Genomic DNA, 16,933 nt, shown 5'->3' with positions numbered 1-16,933 from the left:
TCGCAGGTCTTCGATGTTGCCCTCCGCCTCGTCGCCAGCGATGCCGGGAGTTCAGCTCTCCAGCTCGACGGAAAGCATGTGCGGTGACGGAACGCTGCGAAAGTCCATCCAGTGCCCGTGAGGAGTCAATCCCATGTGGAACGGGAGCTCGATGCGACAGATCGGCCCAGTGCCATATACGGCGGGTGGCCAGCGAAGTTATCGGCGGTGCTGTGGTTGCTGCTGAAGCTGGTGACCTTGCCGAACTGCATCCGGGAACCGACGGTGACGGCAGAGTCGATGTACTCCTCAGAGTGCATCCGAAAGCAGGTCAGACCGGCCCAGGAGCACAGGTGCGCGGGATCGGCGAACCGGTGCACGTCCCCGATCTCGGCGACGAACACCGCGGCGAGGGTGGGACCGACGCCGGGCAGCGTCTGGATCGCCGCATACCCGCGGGCGCCACGCAGCTCGGCGGCGATCCGGGCGGTGAACCGCGCCGCGTGGGCGTCGAGGTCGTCGATCAGCTCGAGCAGCGAGATCACCCGCTGCGCGTACGCGTCCCCGAGCGGCACCCGGGCCAGCCTCTGACGGCCGGTGACACCGAACAGGTCCGACACGGGGATCAGGACGCCGGCCTTAGCGAGCACGGCGTGCACCTGCGCCTTCAGGCCGGAGCGCAGCGCGACGAGCTTCGCCCGGTACCGGACCAGTTCCCGCAACTCGCGTGTGGCAGGCGGGGCGATCCAGGCTTCGGGTAGCCGGTTCATCCGCAGCAGATCCGCCAGGTCACCGGCGTCGCGGACGTCGTTCTTGACCATCCGGTATCGGAATCCCTTGACACCCAATGGGTGTGCCAGATGCACCGTCGCACCGGCGGCCTGCAGGGCGTCGACGGCCCAGTACCAGCCGTAGGTGGCCGCGAGCACCACTTCCGGGTTCGGGCCGGCCTTCTCGATCTGTAGACCCAACGCCACCGGATCGTTGACGATCCGCACCGCCGACAGTTGCTCACCCTCCGCTGCCTGGCGGACGATTACCGACCGCTGCCGGTGCAGATCGATCCCGACGAGCTGATTTGCGTCATACTCGTTCATAGGGGCCTCCTTCGTCGTGATGAACCTTGAGACCCAGCATTCGCCTGGAACCACGAGAGCGGGGAGGCCCCGCTCGTGTGCAGGTGGGCCAACAGCCGCACGGGTTACCTCAACGGCCTAGCGCCGCACACGACGCCCGGCAGCTTTCCGCGGAGACGCACCTGACGCACCGCGGTAGACAGAGGTGTGACCTCGGAGGCGACAATGACAAAAAGTGACGCTTGACACCTACTCGGTCGACTGCCAAGATACTTAATAGTGATTCAATTCATATCTAGGACCGTGCTGCTGTACCGACGCGCCCAGCACGCCGACTCCGAGACGGCTGCGGACACAGTAGACACCGGTAGAAACCCCTGACCCTCGAGCGGAAGCATCATGTCGACAGTAACGAGAAATTCTCGGCAACATCCTCGTGCCGTTCCCCAAGTACCAGGTGAGGTGGGCATCTGGGTTTTCATATTCGGTGATATGACTATTTTCGCCGTCCTCTTCGCCACCTTCTTCTATTACCGAGCGAAGAAGCCCGAGATTTTCGATCAGTCGCAAGTCGCGCTGAATCAGAACTACGGTGCGGCCAACACGGTGGTGCTGCTGGTGAGCTCATTGCTGGTTGTGCTCGCTGTCCGGGCGGTGCGGAAACGGAAGCCGCTGGCGCCTCACCTGATCGCCGGTGCCATCTTTTGCGGAATACTCTTCTCGGCGTTGAAGGTCTTGGAGTACGCCGAAAAAGTGAGTCACGGGATCACCCCGGCCACCAATGACTTCTTCATGTTCTATTTCGTGCTGACCGGGTTGCACTGGTTCCACCTCATCGTGGGATTGGTAGTACTCGTGACGCTGTACGTGTTCGCACGTAAACCCGAGATCACCGAGCATCGATTCGCCTTCTTCGAAGGTGGCGCCTGCTTCTGGCACATGGTCGATCTGCTGTGGATCGTTCTGTTCCCAATGCTGTATCTGGTGAGGTAGCGATGATTCCGACATTGACTGCGCTGGCACGAACCAAGGCAACGGCCGTGTGGTTGGTACTGGTGTCCGCGACCGTGCTGTCGTGGTGGCTGGGTTTCGAGAGCGCGCACGGTGCCGACGCCTACCGAGAACTGATCGGCGTCGTGATTCTTCTCGTCGCCTTTATCAAGGTCCGATTCATCGGCATGTATTTCATGGAACTGCGGGATGCCCCGCTGCCGTTGCGCGGTCTGTTCGACGGCTACTGCCTAATTGTCTGCGCGGCGGTCGTCGGCATGTATCTGTGGGCTTGATCCCCCGCTGTGTACCAAGTCTTTTCGTCGAGTTAGGAGAAATGATGTTCAAACCCAATGACGCCGATGTGATAGTAGCGACGAACCACACTGCTATCCAGAAGGTATGCGCCTGGAGTGGCGTGGCCTGCATCCTGTTTATGTTCACCGGCCTTGTCATCGCGGGATTTCTGCCGCCGATGCCGACGTCGTGGTCGCAGGCCGAAGTGGCCGCCCATTACCGGGAGAACGCGAACGCTATCCGTGCGGGCGCCGCTCTGGTCGCGGTGGCCTCGATGTTCTATGTGGCATTCACGGCCGTCTTTTCCGGGCAGATGCGTCGGATCCCCGGCATGCATCCCACCGTCGTGTACACGCAGCTGGCCGGTGGCACGCTCGGGTGCCTGACCTTTCTGGTGCCCGGACTGCTGTTCGTCGTCACGGCGTTCCGGCCGGAACGTTCGCCCGAGTTGACCATGATGCTCAACGACATGAGCTGGATCTTGATAATCATGCCGTTCCCCCCGTTCATGGTGCAGAACTTCGCGTTCGCTTACGCCATCTTCAGCGACAAGCGGCAACAGCCCCTGTTCCCTCGTTGGCTGGGGTACGTGAATATCTGGGTACCGATAATGTTCATCCCGGTTGTGATTGTGCCGTTCTTCCGGTCAGGACCGTTCGCTTGGAGTGGGATCTTCGGCTTCTGGGTTCCGGCCATTTCCTTCGGCCTTCAGTTCATAACGAATATGATCTTCATACTGCGGGCCATCAACCGACCGGAATCGGAGGACGCCCCGCAGTCGTCGCCCGGATCCACCCTTGTGGTATGAGATTGTGGCATAACATGTTGTCGGGACATGACAGCGACTAGGTAGCTAGAAGCGGCGTAGCCGGGTTTTAGCTACCTAGGGCGTGTCTACTAAACGTTCGAGGACCGGTGCGGGGTGCTGCGTGAGTGTTGCGAACCGATGAGATCTCCGATGACCTGTGGGCTGTGGTCGAGCCCGTTCTTCCTGCACCATCCGGCCGCAAGGGACGTCCGTGGAACGACCATCGATTGACCCTGGACGGGATCACCTGGCGATTCCGGACCGGGTCACCGTGGCGGGACGTGCCTGAATACTTCGGTGCATGGCAGTCGATTTGGGACGCCACCGTCGCTGGTCGGCCGACGGCACCTACGTGCGTATGTTCGCCGCCGTGCGCGCGGCGGCGCCGGACTACGACGCGCAGCTCGAACGCCTGCTCTCGATCGACTCGACCATTGTCCGCGCCCACCAGCACTCCGCCGGCGCACTGACCGATGCGCACACAGGGGGCTCGGTCGAATGACAGGAATCTGGCCCACGAACCCGCCGACCACGCGCTCGGTCGCTCCCGAGGCGGCCTGAGCACCAAGATCCATGCCCTCGCCGACACCTTCTGCTGCCCGCTGACGCTGTTGCTTTCGCCGGGACAGGCAGGCGACAACCCCTACCTTGCACCCTTGCTCGAGGCTCACCGCGCCCATGACCCCGAAGCGTTCCGACTGTTGGCGGACAAGGCGTACTAGCATCCGAGTACCCGTAAGCACCTGAGGGAACGCAGGATCTCGCACACCATCCCCGAACGCAGCGACCAGATCAGTCGACGCAAGGCCAAGGGATCCGCCGGGGGTCGGCCACCCGTATTCGACAAAGACCGCTATCGCGAACGCAACGTCGTCGAGCGTGGCTTCGGGCGTCTCAAACAATCGCGTGCGATCGCCACTCGCTACGACAAGTACGCCACCACCCACCTCGGTGGCGTACTCCTGGCGGCACTCGTTATCCATCACCGTGTCCGCAAATAGCAGACACGCTCTAGTCGCCCCGGACCACCCGCCCCGCACGGGTAGTATCAAGCACTGTGACCATCGACGACGATGCCGCGGTGCGGAAGCTGCCCATGCGGGCGCGGATTCTAGCGGCCGCGCCAGATGTGCTGTTACGCTTCACATTGACGAAATTCACGATGGACGAGGTTGCCCGCGCCGCGGGCATCGCACGCCAGACCATCTACAAGCATTTCTCGAGCCGCGACGAACTGCTCATCGCGATGTTGATAGAGGATATGCAGGTCCGCCAAGCGCCGGAGCTCCTCGATGTCGTCGGGCGTCACCCCTCGGTCGAGAATCTCGTCGAGATCTTCCTGACCGAACTCGAGGTGGCCGCGAAATATCCACTGTTCCACGAACTGCTCGATCCCCGCACCGCGCCACGTGCGGCCGAACTCCTTTTTCAGTCGGCGAGCATCATGGCGGTCCGGGAGGCGTCCTGGAAGCCGATCCTGCACCGGTATGCCGAACAGGGTGTTGTTCGTTCGGACCTCGACCTCGCGGCCACGGTGCGCTGGATCACCTATCAGATGTTCTGGCTGGTCACCCATCCGGCCGTACTGACCGACGACAAGGCTGAACTGCGCGAGTATGTACGCCGGTACATACTCGGGGGGATCGTGGCCTAGGCCGTATCCCGTTGGAGCGAAGCCGATGAGCGCGCGCCGCGTCGACCGAGCGACTGATTAGAATCTGTAAGGAAGGAGAGCGCGACGCCTACGGGCTGCCCGTCCCGGTAAACCCGTCGAGCTCTGACGGCCGGAAGAAGACCCGCAATCGGCAGAAGTCGTTCGCGACTCGTGACGAAGCGCAGGCCCGAGCCGACGAACTGAACGCCGCAAGGCACACCGGCGGCACTAACGCACTGGCCGAGCAGCAGAAGGCCGGTGATCTGCCGTTCGGTTACTACGCCCGAATGTGGCTGGACAGCTTGCGGGTGAAGGTAGCGCAGGGGCGGCTGAAGCAACGCACCCTCGACGACTACGAGAGAGGTCTCACCCGTTGGGGGGATGCACACGCCTCAGAGAAGGCGAAAGGTTGAAGGGCTGTGGCCCGGTCCACGACCAATACCGTGCTCTTCGGCGTGCGCCTGTTGGATCGCGACCGGGAGCGTGCGATACGCGAACTGATTCCACAGATGCGCACCTATGACTGGAGCGAGCGCGAGAATCCGCCCAGCGAGCAGGCGGACCCAGCCGGCAGCGCCAAGTGGAGCCAGACCCCGCCGCGCGGCATGGCCTATTGGGAGAGTCTGGTGGAAATGCTCGCCAATGAGCCGGTCCACGAGCGTGACCGCTTCTTCCTGGCGACGCTCAAGCCCCTCGGCATCGAGAAGGGCAAGCCATTCGAGCCCACACCACGCCAGCAGAAGATCCTCGATGACGCTACCCAGATGGGCGAGTTGATGGCCAAGGCGAATACCTACACCAAGCGGTTCGAAGAGCCCTACTGGCCGGAACGCATTGGAAGGACACCGGGTAGGAGATTACGAGCAGCTTGATGAGCGTGCCTCTTACTTCTACGAGGGCGTCTCCATCTCCGAAGCGATGCGGTCCACGACTCCCGGGCAACTTCGGCCGGGCGTCGACGAGCGGCTCGCACGCATGCTCATCCTCGGTTCGCTCAATTGGTCCACCGAATGGTGGCAGCCACGCGGATGTCGACACCTTGGTCCAGAACGCCGAGCGCATGCTCAACGGAGGATTCCTCAAAGAGGTTGATAACGAGGTCGACTGAGCCCCGATGACAAGCCGGGGATCTCACGGGCCGATGACAGCCCACGAGATCCCCGGTTTCCACCTACCCGCCTCCACCGACCGCCACGTGTTCCGTTAGCAGGGCGCTGGGTGGCCGCACCCTCCGCTCCCTCGGGCGTCGGCTCGCAGGTCTTCGATGTGGCCGTCCGCCTCGTCGCCAGCGTAGCTGGGAGTTCAGCTCTCCAGCTCGACGGAGAGCATGTGCGGTGACGGAACGCTGCGAAAGTCCATCCAGTGCCCGTGAGGAGTCCATCCCATGTGGAACGGGAGCTCGATGCGACAGATCGGCCCAGTGCTGATGTCATCCGTATCGAAGATCTGGAACTCGCCGAGGTGCTCCTTGAACTTGGACACAGGAACGATGAGGTAACCATCGCCTTCGGGGGCGTCTACAGTCCGAGGGACAAACGCCGGCTCGAACGGGGACTCGTGGCGATTTGCGGTCAACTTCACTCGCTTGTCCGACCCACTGCGCATGTTGCGTCGAATCAGCGTGTCCATCCGCATCGCGCCTGGCCTGCTATCGCTGGGCGAGCCTCCCACGAGAACACCCCAGTCGTAGGGTCGGCCGAAGTGCCGTTCATCGATCTTCGGGAGCTCGCACATGACATCGTCGAGCACCTCACTCGTGACTGTTCGTGTCTCGAGGTTGATCGTCCATCTGCCAAGCACACTCGGCGCAACCTGGAAGAATGGAATGAAAGGGTCACCTGGTGCTGACATCTCGTCGGTTTGGAACGGCGGACGCCCGAACAACGGTGCGTCGAGCTGGATCGTGTCACCGATCTCGTTAGCCGACAGCATGTGCATCATGTACTGCGGCGGCAAGTCGGCAGTGATCCAGATGATCTCCGAGTTGATGTCGAAGCGGTTGATCAGCGCCAGCATGATCGGCTTGGCGACTTCCCATCCGTACCCACCAAGGCCCTTATTCGCCTTTTCGCTCGAGAGCGTGAACGGTTGGAACGGCAGAATGAAGTAGTTCTCGGACAACCACGCGTCGTGGGCGACGGTGTTGTACGGGGCATCGAGGATAGGACGCGACTGGACATCGCCGTTGGGCTTGATCCAGTGAAGGGTGACGAACGGGCGCACGTCGCTGTAACCCCACGCATACAGCATCCCCGTGTCCGCATCCCACTTCGGGTGCGGCGCCATATTGCCGTCATTCTCGTCGATAGGCTCACGGATACCCCGTGAGAGGTCCTTGCCCCAGGAGGGGAAACCCTTGGTCTCGAGAGTTATTGGATCGATGCGAAGCGGAGCCCCGGCCTGCTCACCAACCGCGAAGATGTCGCCAGCGAAGGGAAAAGCATTTACCAATGCCGTGTTGTGAGAAAGCAGACGCGTCTGCTCATTGCGGATGATGTCACCGAGACCCATCGCACGCCAGTCTTGGCTGATCGCGCAGTCCTCCCACTCGAAGAGGGCTTCTCCGGCCTTCTCCTCGGCCAGAAACTTGGGCGTCCTTACCCACCGGTTACGGAAGGACGCCTTGCCGTTCTCGAGAACCAAGCCCTGAACCATGCCATCAGTGGTAAAGACACTCTCGACACCCTGACGCGCAGGGCGTCGAACGGTCGGACCGTTATGGTACAGCCCACCGTAGATGTCCTTGGGGATCTGACCCTCAATGACTCGACATTCCGGAACAGTGGCCTCGAAGGCCATGGGCCAGAACACTCCCCGTTGCTGCATGCTCATCGCTCCTCAGTCTTGAATCTATTTTTTGAATCTAGATTTAATTATGCTCCTGGCTAGGATCACGTGTCAACACGACGAGTTCAGAATGAGCGGAGCAAGACCTTCGACATATCGGCCGCTCGGGGCAGTTCGCGCTTTGAGGTGGCCTCCGCGAGCTAGGTCGTCAGCGAGCAATTCAGCGCTATCATCGATCACGCCTCGCTGAACGGCTCTGTCGGCGGCGAGGGGCGAGGACTTCAGCCACTGGATGCTGCCAAGACGGTCCAAGCCACCGGAGTCGGCGGGGTATGGTCGGCACAGACCGCCAAATCTGATCGTCAGGTGGCTGCAGAAGCACCATGCCGGCGGATTCCTCTCAGCGATGGGCCGCTGGAGAAGAGGTTTTGAGGTCCGTCATCGGCTTTGCCATTAAATTCGAGCCTCCGGCCCCCGTGCAATCGGATCAACGAGGAGTAGGAGGGGCCCTTTCTTCTTGAACGGCGAGGCATCGGCCCCGAGCTGGCTGCTTTCACATCTCACATGCGCCGTTGAGACAACCTCATGCCAGACGGAGGATAGTCAGACCAAGCATCGGGTACCGCTCGAATGCACGTATTGCACTCCGAAGACCTGCCGGGACAGCACCCGTCGGGGCGGCGCCTCAAATCGCAGCCCGCCTGTCCGCGAAGTCCTCGCGGAACGGCTCATGCTTACAGAGACGGGCAAGGTTCGCGGCCGGCTTCGAATCAGGAGCGAACGACTAGCGCCCCTTGACCGCTGATCCGCCCACCGCGAGTCCTGCCATCCCCTCCCCGAGAACCCCGCCGCGACTCGCTCGTCCGCGCCCAGCGACTCGAGCATCTCGGGATTCTGCGCGTTGAGGATATCCGCGGCGGTTGAAGGTGATACGACAGATGCCGTCCGTCCGGTCAACCAGCAGTGGGCCGGATGTCAACGTCGTCATAAGGCACCTCTTTGGTCAGGACGGTGGCATCTAGGGATTGTGCACGCTGAATGACGAGGCGATGTCACGCCCGATAATCTCTTTCATGATCTCGGTCGTGCCGCCGTAAATCGTCTGCACGCGCGAGTCGATGAAGGCACGGGCAACGGGATACTCGATCATGTACCCATAGCCGCCATGCAGCTGGACGCATCGGTCAACGATCCGTTTCTGGAGCTCAGTGGTCCACCACTTACCCTTCGCCGCATCCGTGGCCGTCAGGGTCCCAGCGTTCTGGCGGACGGCGAGGCTGTCGACATAGGTTTCCGCGATGTCCAGTTCGGTCGCCATTTCGGCCAGCGCGAACCGTGTGTTCTGGAACTCACCGATCGGCTGACCGAATGCCTTTCGCTCGAAACAGTACGCAGCGGTCAGGTCGAAGATGGCGCGAGCATCCGCAACCGCGCCAAGTGTCGTGCTCAGCCTCTCGCGTGGGAGGTGCCTCTTGAGCTGTGACAACCCGGTCCCGTACGTGCCGAGCAGGTTCTCCAGTGGTAGACGCACATCGTTGAAAAAGAGCTCGCCGGTGTCCTGCGAGTGCAGACCCACCTTCTGCAATGGCCGCCCGCGCTCGAATCCAGGCATGCCGTCCTCGACCACGAACAAACTGAAGCCCAGAGAACCATCGTCTTTCACCGTGCGCGCCGCAACGATAACGATTCCGGCAATCGTGCCGTTCGTAATAAAGGTTTTGCGACCTGATAAGACCCACTCGTCACCGTCTCGGCGCGCCATCGTTGACATCCCCCGCAAATCGCTGCCCGCTTCCGGTTCGGTCATAGCGACGGCTCCGACAATCTCGCCCGCCGCAAGACCAGGCATCCAGCGATCGAGCTGCTCGTCCGTACCGAGGTCCAGCAGGTAGACCAGAACCATGTCGTCCTGGTTCGCCAGGCCGATCGAGAAGGTGGTCGCTCTCGCCAGCGCCATCTCCTCGCTGACCACCATCCGGAAGCGCACATCGGTCTCGCCCGGTCCCCCGAACTTCTCCGGGATCCCAAGTCCGTAGATTCCAGCGTTGATCGCGGCGGTGAACGCTGACAGGTCGATTCCACCCTCCTCCTCCCAACGGGCGTAGTGAGGCGTGACCTCCCGTTTGATGAAAGTCCTTACCGTGTCGCGGTACTGCTCGTGCACGTCCTCGTAGATCGCGCTGCTCATGAGACCGGAGCCATCTGGGGGGCACCCGCAGAACGCTGTGACACGCTGACGCCAGGAAGAATCAACGCGGCGATCGCGTTCCTCAACACTGGCGGGCTGCCGCCGGCCACAATTGTTGCCACGACGTCCCGATGGATGCGCTCGATGGCGTAATTCGTGGTCGCCCCGTAGCCGCCATGGAGCTCCAGCGCCTTCAGCGTGATCTGCGAGGCCACTCGCGCGCCGTAGAGCTTGGCGGCCGTTGTCTCCAACGCCCGCGGGTAGTTACCGTCGATTGCCGAGGCCGCGGCATTTCGCGCCATCAGCCGCAGCGCCTCGAGGTCCGTCCACATGTCGACCAGGGCGTGGTAGACGGCCTGGAACTCGGCCAATGGCCGTCCAAAGGCGACTCGTTCGCGGACGAACCTCTCCGCTTCGTCGTATGCGGCGCCAGCCATGCCGAGGTTGAACGCACAGTTGTGCAATCGCTCCATGTTGAAGGCAGTCATCAGGTCACCGAAGCTGCCCGGCCCCCGAATGATGTTCTCGACAGGAATCACGACGTTCTCCAGCGTCAGGTCCCCGTGAGGGATACCTCGGCACCCAAGGAATTCGGGGCCAGCCTCGATCGTCACACCAGGCATGCCTTCTTCGACGATGACCGCGCCGATTCCTCGGTGCCCCGGAATGTCATCGAACCGAACGAACACGGCATAGAGCTGGTTTACCGTTGCTCCGGTCACAAAGTTCTTCTTGCCGTTGAGGACCCAATCGTCGCCTCTTCGCTCTGCAGTGGTGACGAGGGACGTCAAGTCCGACCCAAAATCCGGCTCGGTGAGCGCAATGGCGCACTGCCTTGCTCCGGTGACGAGGTCCGGAAGAAACTTGTCCCGGGTCGTCTGCGACTCGGCCATCATCACCATGCACGGTCCCGGTCCGGCTGTGGCGAACAGCGGCTCCCCGATCGCCCAGAACTGCGAGTTCCTGAACATCGCCTCGACGGTGATCAGATAGTCCATCGCGGTCAGTCCCTGGCCGCCGTACTCGGTAGGCATCGTCAGGCCAAGGAGCCCGTGCGCCCTGACATGCTCCACGACCTCGGAGTACGGCACCTTGTTCGACCGATCCCACTCCGCCGACCTACCACGAAGGGCGGCTCCAGCCGCCTTCGCGCGCTCCTGCAGTTCCAGCTGTTGCGCACTGAGGGTGAAATCCACAGCATTCTCCCGTCCTCATACACTCGACACGAGCGCATGCTTTTGAAACTTGATTCAAAACTGTATACTACATGAAGAACGAAGGCGCGTCACGGCCTCGAACCCCTCAACGATTCCGAAACGTGTCGAAGAATGACGGTGCGTCGCATAGTTTTCGAGAAGAAGCCGTGAAGACTCCCGCGCGATGGTGATGCCATTCCTGAGTCTTTCGCGTCCTGAGTCCTTCGCGATCGTGGTTGCGAACGCGGCAGACGCCCTCGCGTCGACCTTCTGCGGGGTGCCCCGGATGCGGATTGACCACCACGGGTCGCTGCGTGCAGGTCGACGTGCCGATTCAAAGTTCGGCAAGTCCCACCGACCGCTGCTGTATCGGTCGCCCGTCTCGGCGTTGCCGACGCTCGCGTGAAATCGAAAATATCGAAGTGGTGGGCACGTCCCGTCCGCCGCGGCCAGCGGTCCAGATCCCGATCACCACTTCGGCGAGCTGTTTCCGATCAGCGCATGCAACCGCGCGATCCCGTCCACTCCTATCAAATTTTCCGGCCAGTGCGTGGCATGTCGTTGACGAAGTCAACCCTGTGAGGCGCCTTCTCAGGCGCAACTCGGTCGCGGGCGTAGTCGATGATATCGGCAGCTAGGTGGGAACATTCGCGGACTTCCGGCTTGACCCTCACGACTGCTTTGAACTGCTGTCCCCGCTTCAGATCGTCGACGCTGATCACAACAACGTCGTAGATTGCCGGGTGCATCATCAAGACGTCTTCGACCTCCTCCGGGCAGCGGTCGACTTTGCTGAAGGTGGTCATGTTGCTGTGCGATTGGCCAGGAACAAATAGTCATCCGCATCAAGAAATCCGTGGTCACCCACTGCGGTCCAGGTGGGATGGTCGGGATGTCGAGCAGCAGCAGTTTTCTCCGGGTCCTTGTGATACTCGAACGGCTGGTCTTCACGTTCGAAATAGACGGTGCCAACCTCGCCGGCGGGTAGCTCTGCCCCTTCGTCGTCACAGATATGCAGTGTTCCGAGCACACTGCGACCTACCGAACAGGGTTTCGTGAGCCATTCGTCCGACGAGATGGTGGTAAATCCGTTTCCCTCGGTGGGCGAGTAGTACTCGTTCAAAATCATTCCTACCCAGTCGATCATGGACTTCTTGACGGAGGGAGGACATGGTGCTGCAGCGTGCACGACACTGCGCAGACTCGATAGGTCGTATTTCGCGCGAACGGCTTCGGGCAGCTGCAGCATACGCACGAACATGGTCGGCACCATCTGGGCGACGGTAACGAAATGCTGCTCGATGACCCGCAAAGCCTCCTCCGCGTCGAATTTCTCCATCACTACCACGGTGCCCCCGTACGCGTGAACAGCACCGCACCAACGAAGAGGTGCAGCGTGATAGATCGGGGCCGGCGAGAGATACACATCCGAAAAGGTCAATTCATATGCAGAGCCGATGGCGCTCGTGGTGGGATCACCCGGCTGATCGACCTCGATCTGCAGCAGCGGCGATTTCATCCCCATTGGGCGGCCCGTAGTTCCAGAGGAGTAGAGCAGGTCGGAGCCGCGGGGACACTGGACAAGCGGCACACCTGCATTCGCACGCATGTCCTCGTAGGACCGATACCCCTCGATCTGACCGCCGAAACAGAAGCGGTCCGTGATCTGCAGGGTGAGCGGAACCAACGCCTCGGCAAGTGCCCGAACACCCGCCGAAACGACGAGAACCTTCGAATCACTGTCGTGAATGATGAAGGCAGCGTCGACGGGTGAGAGATTGCGATCGACCGGTGTCACGTACAGACCAGAGCGCAGGGCCGCCCAATATAATTCGAAGCACTCCGGCGCGTTGTCCGACAAAAACGCGAACGCGTCACCCTTACGAAGGCCCAGGTCGTGGAGGACCCGCGCGAACCTCGCCGAGTTCTCGTTAAGTTCTCGATAGGTCAGAGTGCGCCCCGACTCGCTCATGACAACAGCTGGCCGGTCAGGTGATGTCACAGCATGCACACCAGGAAACATGTCGCTACCTCTCAAGTCGAAATCGACGGTGGGTGACGATCAGCCAGAGAGACGTCTGCGGCCGTTTCGCAACGCAGGGCGCCGTCGGTGATCATCTGGCGAACTTCGAGGGCGCGAACCTTGCCCGAAGCAGTGGTGGGGAGCATGTCGGTGAAGTACCACCGCTGTGGCACCTTGTACTCCGCCAGATGCGCCACACAGTGCCGTTCCAGATCCTCTCGAAGTGCGTGATGGACGGTCGCCGTGTTGCACACCACCACCGCTGCGACGATCTCACCGAGTCGCTGATCAGGTATTCCGACGACTGCCACCTGAGCGACAGCGGGGTGACCGCTCAGGCAGTCGGACACTTCGTTCGGAGAGATGTTCTCCCCTCCCCGGATGATCAACTCTTTGAGCCGGCCGGTGATCGTGATCATCCCACGCTCATCCATCGATCCAAGGTCGCCGGTGTGGATCCATCCGTCGAGGTCTACGGTGCGGGCAGTGGCCTCGGGATCTCGAAAGTACCCCAGCATCTGCTGGTAACCACGCGCGCATATTTCTCCGGGGACGTCGACCTCTTTTGTGTGCCCCGTGACCGGATCGGCGATGCGGCATTCGACCTGTGGAAGCGGCCGGCCGACTGTTGTGGTGATGTCCCTCGCGCTGTCGTCGCGTCGCGTCGCGGTCAATGGGGCCGATAGCTCCGTTTGACCATAGACGTTGAGCACCGTGCCGCCGAACAAGTCCCGAGCCTTCTCGATCATCGAGGGGGGTACGCTTGCGGCGCCGACCAAGATGGTGGGAATGGTTTGGGGTGCACTATGACCCGCCTCCGCTGTCTGCACGAGGCCATGCAACATCGCGGGTACCAAGAGAATCGCCGGGACCCTCTCACGTTCGACGACAGCCAGTATCTCCGTCGGATTCCAGCGATCCACGATGACGAGAGTGCCGCCGACCGCGAGCGCCCCGAGGGTCGAGGTAACGCATCCGGCGGTGTGAAACTGCGGGAAGGGCGAGAGGATGACCGAGCCAGGCTCGACACCAGCGGTCAGCAGCGTGATGCGTGCAACGTTGACCATGGATCGGTGTGCGAGGAGAACACCCTTTTGCTCCCCTGTGGTGCCCGAGGTGTATTGCAGCATGGCGGCAGTGTGGGGATCAACGGACGGCCACTCGAACGCGGGATCGACTGATTCCGTTGCCCAACGGGCGACGGAATCCAGGGAGTAAGTTGTTCGCACAAGTGGGCAATCGGGCAATATCGCCTCGATGATGGCGCCTAGGTCACGGTCACGGTAGGACGTCGCGAAAAGAAGCATCGTCGCTTCGGAGTTTGCAAGTGTGTATCGCAGCTCGTCGATTCCCGCTTGCGGGTTGAGGGCGACCAGGACCCGGCCGGTCATCGCGGCCGCGTACTCGATGAGCGGCCATTCGACGACATTGGGCACGAGCAGCGCGACATGTTCCCCAGGACGGGAGTGTTCGAGGAGAGCCGCGGCGATCGCCCGCGCCTTTTCCAGGACATGGTGATATGTCAAGCGCTGATTCTCTCCGCGATGATCGTTACCGATCAGAGCCAGACGGTCCCCGAACTGGCCTGCCTGTGCTGTCAGCAGGGTGGCCGAGGTGTGGTCGAGCAAATCGATGCTCTCGTCTCGAGTCCAGTGAGCCTGCCGAAGCGGGGTGCCGATCCCTGCCGACATTATGTCTTCCATTCTCCCAAAGACACCAGCTGCCCGGTCGGTCGTGAGCGGATGATGCGAGACTCGTTCGACCAGGTGCCGATTATCGTGATTCTTCAGTTGACGAATTACGCCGTCGGATTTCTTAATGTCGTTCAGGACGTCGGTTCGCGGTCATCCCGCTCCCCAGATGTCCGAGGTCGACCGCCGGATGACAGATTTGGAGCTCCGACCTTCCTACATCAGCCGTCCGCCGCCGACCTCGAGGACTGCGCCCGTCATGAAGCTTGACAGATCCGAGGCGAGGAACAGTGCCGTACCCGCGACCTCATGCGGTTCCCCCGCGCGCTTCATCGGAATCGTCGATTCCAGGTTCGCGAACGCTTCGGCAGACATCGCTGCGGTCATGGGTGTGCGGATGAGTCCGGGCGCGATCGCATTGACACGAACAGCCCTGCTCGCGAGTTCCTTCGCGGATGCTTTCGTCATACCCACGATGCCGGCCTTTGCCGCGCTGTAGTTGGTCTGGCCGAAGTTACCGCCCTTACCCGACAGGGAAGACATATTGATGATCGAGCCGCGCCCCTGCTCCCGCATGATCGCACCGGCGGTCTTCACACCGAGCCAGGTGCCGGTCATGTGGACGTTGACGACCAGTTCGAAGTCGCTGAGCGACATCTTCGCCATCCGATTGTCGCGGGTGATACCGGCATTGTTGACCCAGATGTCGAGTGATCCGAACTGTGACACAGCGCTGTCGGCTACCCGTGAAACCGCGTCTTCGTCGGTCACATTGCATGCAAGAGCCACCACATCCCCGCCACCAAGCGATTCCGCGGCGATCTCGGCCTTGGCCTGGTCGAGATCGGCAATGATGACCTTCGCCCCGTGCTTGGACAATGCCGCGGCGATCTCGTAGCCAATTCCCTGAGCAGCTCCGGTGACGACGGCCACCTTTCCTGCTACCAAGCCCGGCTCTGTGACAAGCAATTCCGGAGCCAATGCAATTTCAGACATTCGTCAAACCCTCTTCTCGTAGCATGCTCTGCCTGTGATCACTCTCTGCACTTCATGGTTGCTTCGTAGATGCGTTACATATGGAGATCGCGATAGAACCGCTCGGTCGGGGGCGTCCGCATCTACCCGAGGACCTTCGTGCCTCCGGTCCGCGATACCGCGGTTCGTCCGGAACAAGGACGGGAAGGCTAAGGTGTCGCCTGCACTCCTCGAGAGGGGCACACCCGAACAGAGACACGCAATGGATCTACTCGGGAGAGCGTCACATCCCCTGCTGCTCGGCGAAGCCAATCTACTTGCGTGTCAATGCGCTTACCCTTGCGATCTGGGCGAATCCGTCTTGGTCGATGACTCGAGTTTCTTATCTGTATCGAGTCGTGCTGGGAGGTATACGCTCAAAGCCTTCGTAGGCGGGTTCGGGACGCCAGGGGAACCATTCCGGAAGGTCGGAGCCCGGGTTGAGTGTCCACACCGGGGGACGCTTGTCCAGGAACGCCTTGACTCCCTCTGCGGCGTCCGGGCCCGATCCGGTGTACGCGATCGCCGCGGACTCGATCTCATGCGCAACCATCGGGTGGTCGGCGCCCATCATTTGCCACAGCAGTTGGCGCGTCAACGCGACGGATACCGGGGCGGCGCTTCGTGCGATTTCCTGCGCAATCTCGGTGGCGACGGCGAGGACTTCTTCGGCGGGATGGAGGCTGCGCACCAGCCCGGCTTCGAGAGCTTCCTGGGCCCGGAACACTCGCCCGGTCATCGCCCAGTCCAGGGCACGGTTCGGTCCGACGACGCGCGGGAGGAACCAGCTTGCCGCGCCGTCAGGAACGATGCCACGAGCTGTGAACGGGAACCCAATCTTCGCCGAGTCCGCGGCGACCCGGATGTCCATTGGAAGAGTCAGTGACGCACCGAATCCCACGGCCGGCCCGTTGATCGCAGCGATGACGGGCTTGAGGGAGCGGAAGATGCGCAGGGTTACTCGCCCACCGGTATCACGGGGCGGACCTGATTCGCCGTTTGTCCGGTTGAACGAGTCCCCCCCGGAGGAGAGGTCCGCCCCAGCGCAGAACGCGCGCCCGGATCCTGTCACCACGACGGCGCGCACCGAGTCGTCGGCGTCGGCAGCGTCGAAGGCGTCGATGAGTGCGTCGCACATGGCGGTGGTCACTGCGTTGAGGTTCTCGGGGCGATTGAGTGTCACGAATGCGACGTTGTCGGAGACCTCGTAGAGGATGTCGGGCACGGTCT

The 16,933-nt window shown here is 61.6% G+C and carries 14 protein-coding genes and 1 pseudogene; 6 read left to right on the top strand and 9 right to left on the bottom strand.

Translation table 11 applies throughout. From position 1 onward, the window contains the following. Positions 1–125: 125 nt before the first annotated feature. Positions 126–1,076, bottom strand: coding sequence for an IS110 family transposase (locus HYG77_RS22065; RefSeq protein ID WP_244373037.1), 951 nt, complete (start codon positions 1,074–1,076; stop codon positions 126–128). Positions 1,077–1,454: 378 nt separating this feature from the next. On the opposite strand from HYG77_RS22065, the gene HYG77_RS22060 reads away from it, so the two are divergent. The 6 genes and pseudogenes from HYG77_RS22060 to HYG77_RS22035 all read left to right on the top strand — a co-directional run bounded on the left by HYG77_RS22060 (position 1,455) and on the right by HYG77_RS22035 (position 5,676). Further along, the gene (locus tag HYG77_RS22060) at positions 1,455–2,048 is read left to right on the top strand and encodes a cytochrome c oxidase subunit 3 (RefSeq protein WP_208960627.1); all 594 of its coding nucleotides are present in this window, start codon (positions 1,455–1,457) and stop codon (positions 2,046–2,048) included. Positions 2,049–2,050: 2 nt separating this feature from the next. Beyond that, entirely contained in the window at positions 2,051–2,341 is a 291-nt protein-coding gene (locus HYG77_RS22055) for a cytochrome C oxidase subunit IV family protein (RefSeq protein WP_105417953.1), read from the top strand. Between the two features lie 41 nt (positions 2,342–2,382). Continuing rightward, on the top strand, positions 2,383–3,150 hold the full coding sequence (locus HYG77_RS22050; protein WP_105417952.1) for a hypothetical protein: 768 nt from the start codon (positions 2,383–2,385) through the stop codon (positions 3,148–3,150). Positions 3,151–3,278: 128 nt separating this feature from the next. Then, positions 3,279–4,151: pseudogene (locus HYG77_RS22045) on the top strand (IS5 family transposase). A gap of 56 nt (positions 4,152–4,207) precedes the next feature. Continuing rightward, positions 4,208–4,804: a TetR/AcrR family transcriptional regulator gene (locus HYG77_RS22040; RefSeq protein ID WP_105417951.1), complete on the top strand. Its 597-nt coding sequence runs from the start codon at positions 4,208–4,210 to the stop codon at positions 4,802–4,804. 419 nt (positions 4,805–5,223) lie between these two features. After that, positions 5,224–5,676, top strand: a complete 453-nt coding sequence (locus tag HYG77_RS22035; protein WP_208960626.1) for a hypothetical protein — start codon at positions 5,224–5,226, stop codon at positions 5,674–5,676. Between the two features lie 430 nt (positions 5,677–6,106). Here HYG77_RS22035 and HYG77_RS22030 read toward each other — a convergent pair whose 3' ends face one another. From HYG77_RS22030 to HYG77_RS22000, 8 genes are all read right to left on the bottom strand, one after another. Next, the gene (locus HYG77_RS22030; protein WP_244373033.1) at positions 6,107–7,603 is read right to left on the bottom strand and encodes a carotenoid oxygenase family protein; all 1,497 of its coding nucleotides are present in this window, start codon (positions 7,601–7,603) and stop codon (positions 6,107–6,109) included. Between the two features lie 1,006 nt (positions 7,604–8,609). Further along, on the bottom strand, positions 8,610–9,779 hold the full coding sequence (locus HYG77_RS22025) for an acyl-CoA dehydrogenase family protein (RefSeq protein ID WP_164065122.1): 1,170 nt from the start codon (positions 9,777–9,779) through the stop codon (positions 8,610–8,612). Further along, positions 9,776–10,975, bottom strand: a complete 1,200-nt coding sequence (locus HYG77_RS22020; protein WP_105417946.1) for an acyl-CoA dehydrogenase family protein — start codon at positions 10,973–10,975, stop codon at positions 9,776–9,778. Before HYG77_RS22020 ends, HYG77_RS22025 begins: the two co-directional genes overlap by 4 nt. Before the next feature lie 530 nt (positions 10,976–11,505). Further along, positions 11,506–11,781: a hypothetical protein gene (locus HYG77_RS40985; RefSeq protein ID WP_348273566.1), complete on the bottom strand. Its 276-nt coding sequence runs from the start codon at positions 11,779–11,781 to the stop codon at positions 11,506–11,508. Next, positions 11,778–12,947, bottom strand: a complete 1,170-nt coding sequence (locus HYG77_RS22015) for an AMP-binding protein (RefSeq protein WP_348273565.1) — start codon at positions 12,945–12,947, stop codon at positions 11,778–11,780. The genes HYG77_RS40985 and HYG77_RS22015 overlap by 4 nt, the downstream gene beginning before the upstream one ends. Positions 12,948–13,009: 62 nt before the next feature. After that, positions 13,010–14,689: a class I adenylate-forming enzyme family protein gene (locus tag HYG77_RS22010; protein WP_208960624.1), complete on the bottom strand. Its 1,680-nt coding sequence runs from the start codon at positions 14,687–14,689 to the stop codon at positions 13,010–13,012. Between the two features lie 216 nt (positions 14,690–14,905). After that, positions 14,906–15,685, bottom strand: coding sequence for a 3-oxoacyl-ACP reductase FabG (gene fabG, locus HYG77_RS22005; protein WP_141471500.1), 780 nt, complete (start codon positions 15,683–15,685; stop codon positions 14,906–14,908). Between the two features lie 361 nt (positions 15,686–16,046). Beyond that, complete coding sequence (locus HYG77_RS22000; RefSeq protein WP_208960623.1) at positions 16,047–16,928, bottom strand: enoyl-CoA hydratase-related protein; 882 nt, start codon at positions 16,926–16,928, stop codon at positions 16,047–16,049. Between the last annotated feature and the right edge of the window lie 5 nt (positions 16,929–16,933).

Origin of the sequence: Rhodococcus sp. ZPP (assembly GCF_017656075.1) — a bacterium.
Lineage (GTDB): Bacteria > Actinomycetota > Actinomycetes > Mycobacteriales > Mycobacteriaceae > Rhodococcus_F > Rhodococcus_F oxybenzonivorans.
Note: the sequence above shows the minus strand (reverse complement) of the source record. Positions and strands in the feature narration are given on the sequence as shown.

What these genes read in the sequence shown, in the direction of transcription:
- HYG77_RS22065 (WP_244373037.1), bottom strand. Translation starts at nt 1,076, where the DNA reads ATGAACGAGTATGACGCAAATCAGCTCGTCGGGATCGATCTGCACCGG.
- HYG77_RS22060 (WP_208960627.1), top strand. Translation starts at nt 1,455, where the DNA reads ATGTCGACAGTAACGAGAAATTCTCGGCAACATCCTCGTGCCGTTCCC.
- HYG77_RS22055 (WP_105417953.1), top strand. Translation starts at nt 2,051, where the DNA reads ATGATTCCGACATTGACTGCGCTGGCACGAACCAAGGCAACGGCCGTG.
- HYG77_RS22050 (WP_105417952.1), top strand. Translation starts at nt 2,383, where the DNA reads ATGATGTTCAAACCCAATGACGCCGATGTGATAGTAGCGACGAACCAC.
- HYG77_RS22030 (WP_244373033.1), bottom strand. Translation starts at nt 7,603, where the DNA reads ATGGCCTTCGAGGCCACTGTTCCGGAATGTCGAGTCATTGAGGGTCAG.
- HYG77_RS22025 (WP_164065122.1), bottom strand. Translation starts at nt 9,779, where the DNA reads ATGAGCAGCGCGATCTACGAGGACGTGCACGAGCAGTACCGCGACACG.
- HYG77_RS40985 (WP_348273566.1), bottom strand. Translation starts at nt 11,781, where the DNA reads ATGACCACCTTCAGCAAAGTCGACCGCTGCCCGGAGGAGGTCGAAGAC.
- HYG77_RS22015 (WP_348273565.1), bottom strand. Translation starts at nt 12,947, where the DNA reads ATGAGCGAGTCGGGGCGCACTCTGACCTATCGAGAACTTAACGAGAAC.
- HYG77_RS22010 (WP_208960624.1), bottom strand. Translation starts at nt 14,689, where the DNA reads ATGTCGGCAGGGATCGGCACCCCGCTTCGGCAGGCTCACTGGACTCGA.
- fabG (WP_141471500.1), bottom strand. Translation starts at nt 15,685, where the DNA reads ATGTCTGAAATTGCATTGGCTCCGGAATTGCTTGTCACAGAGCCGGGC.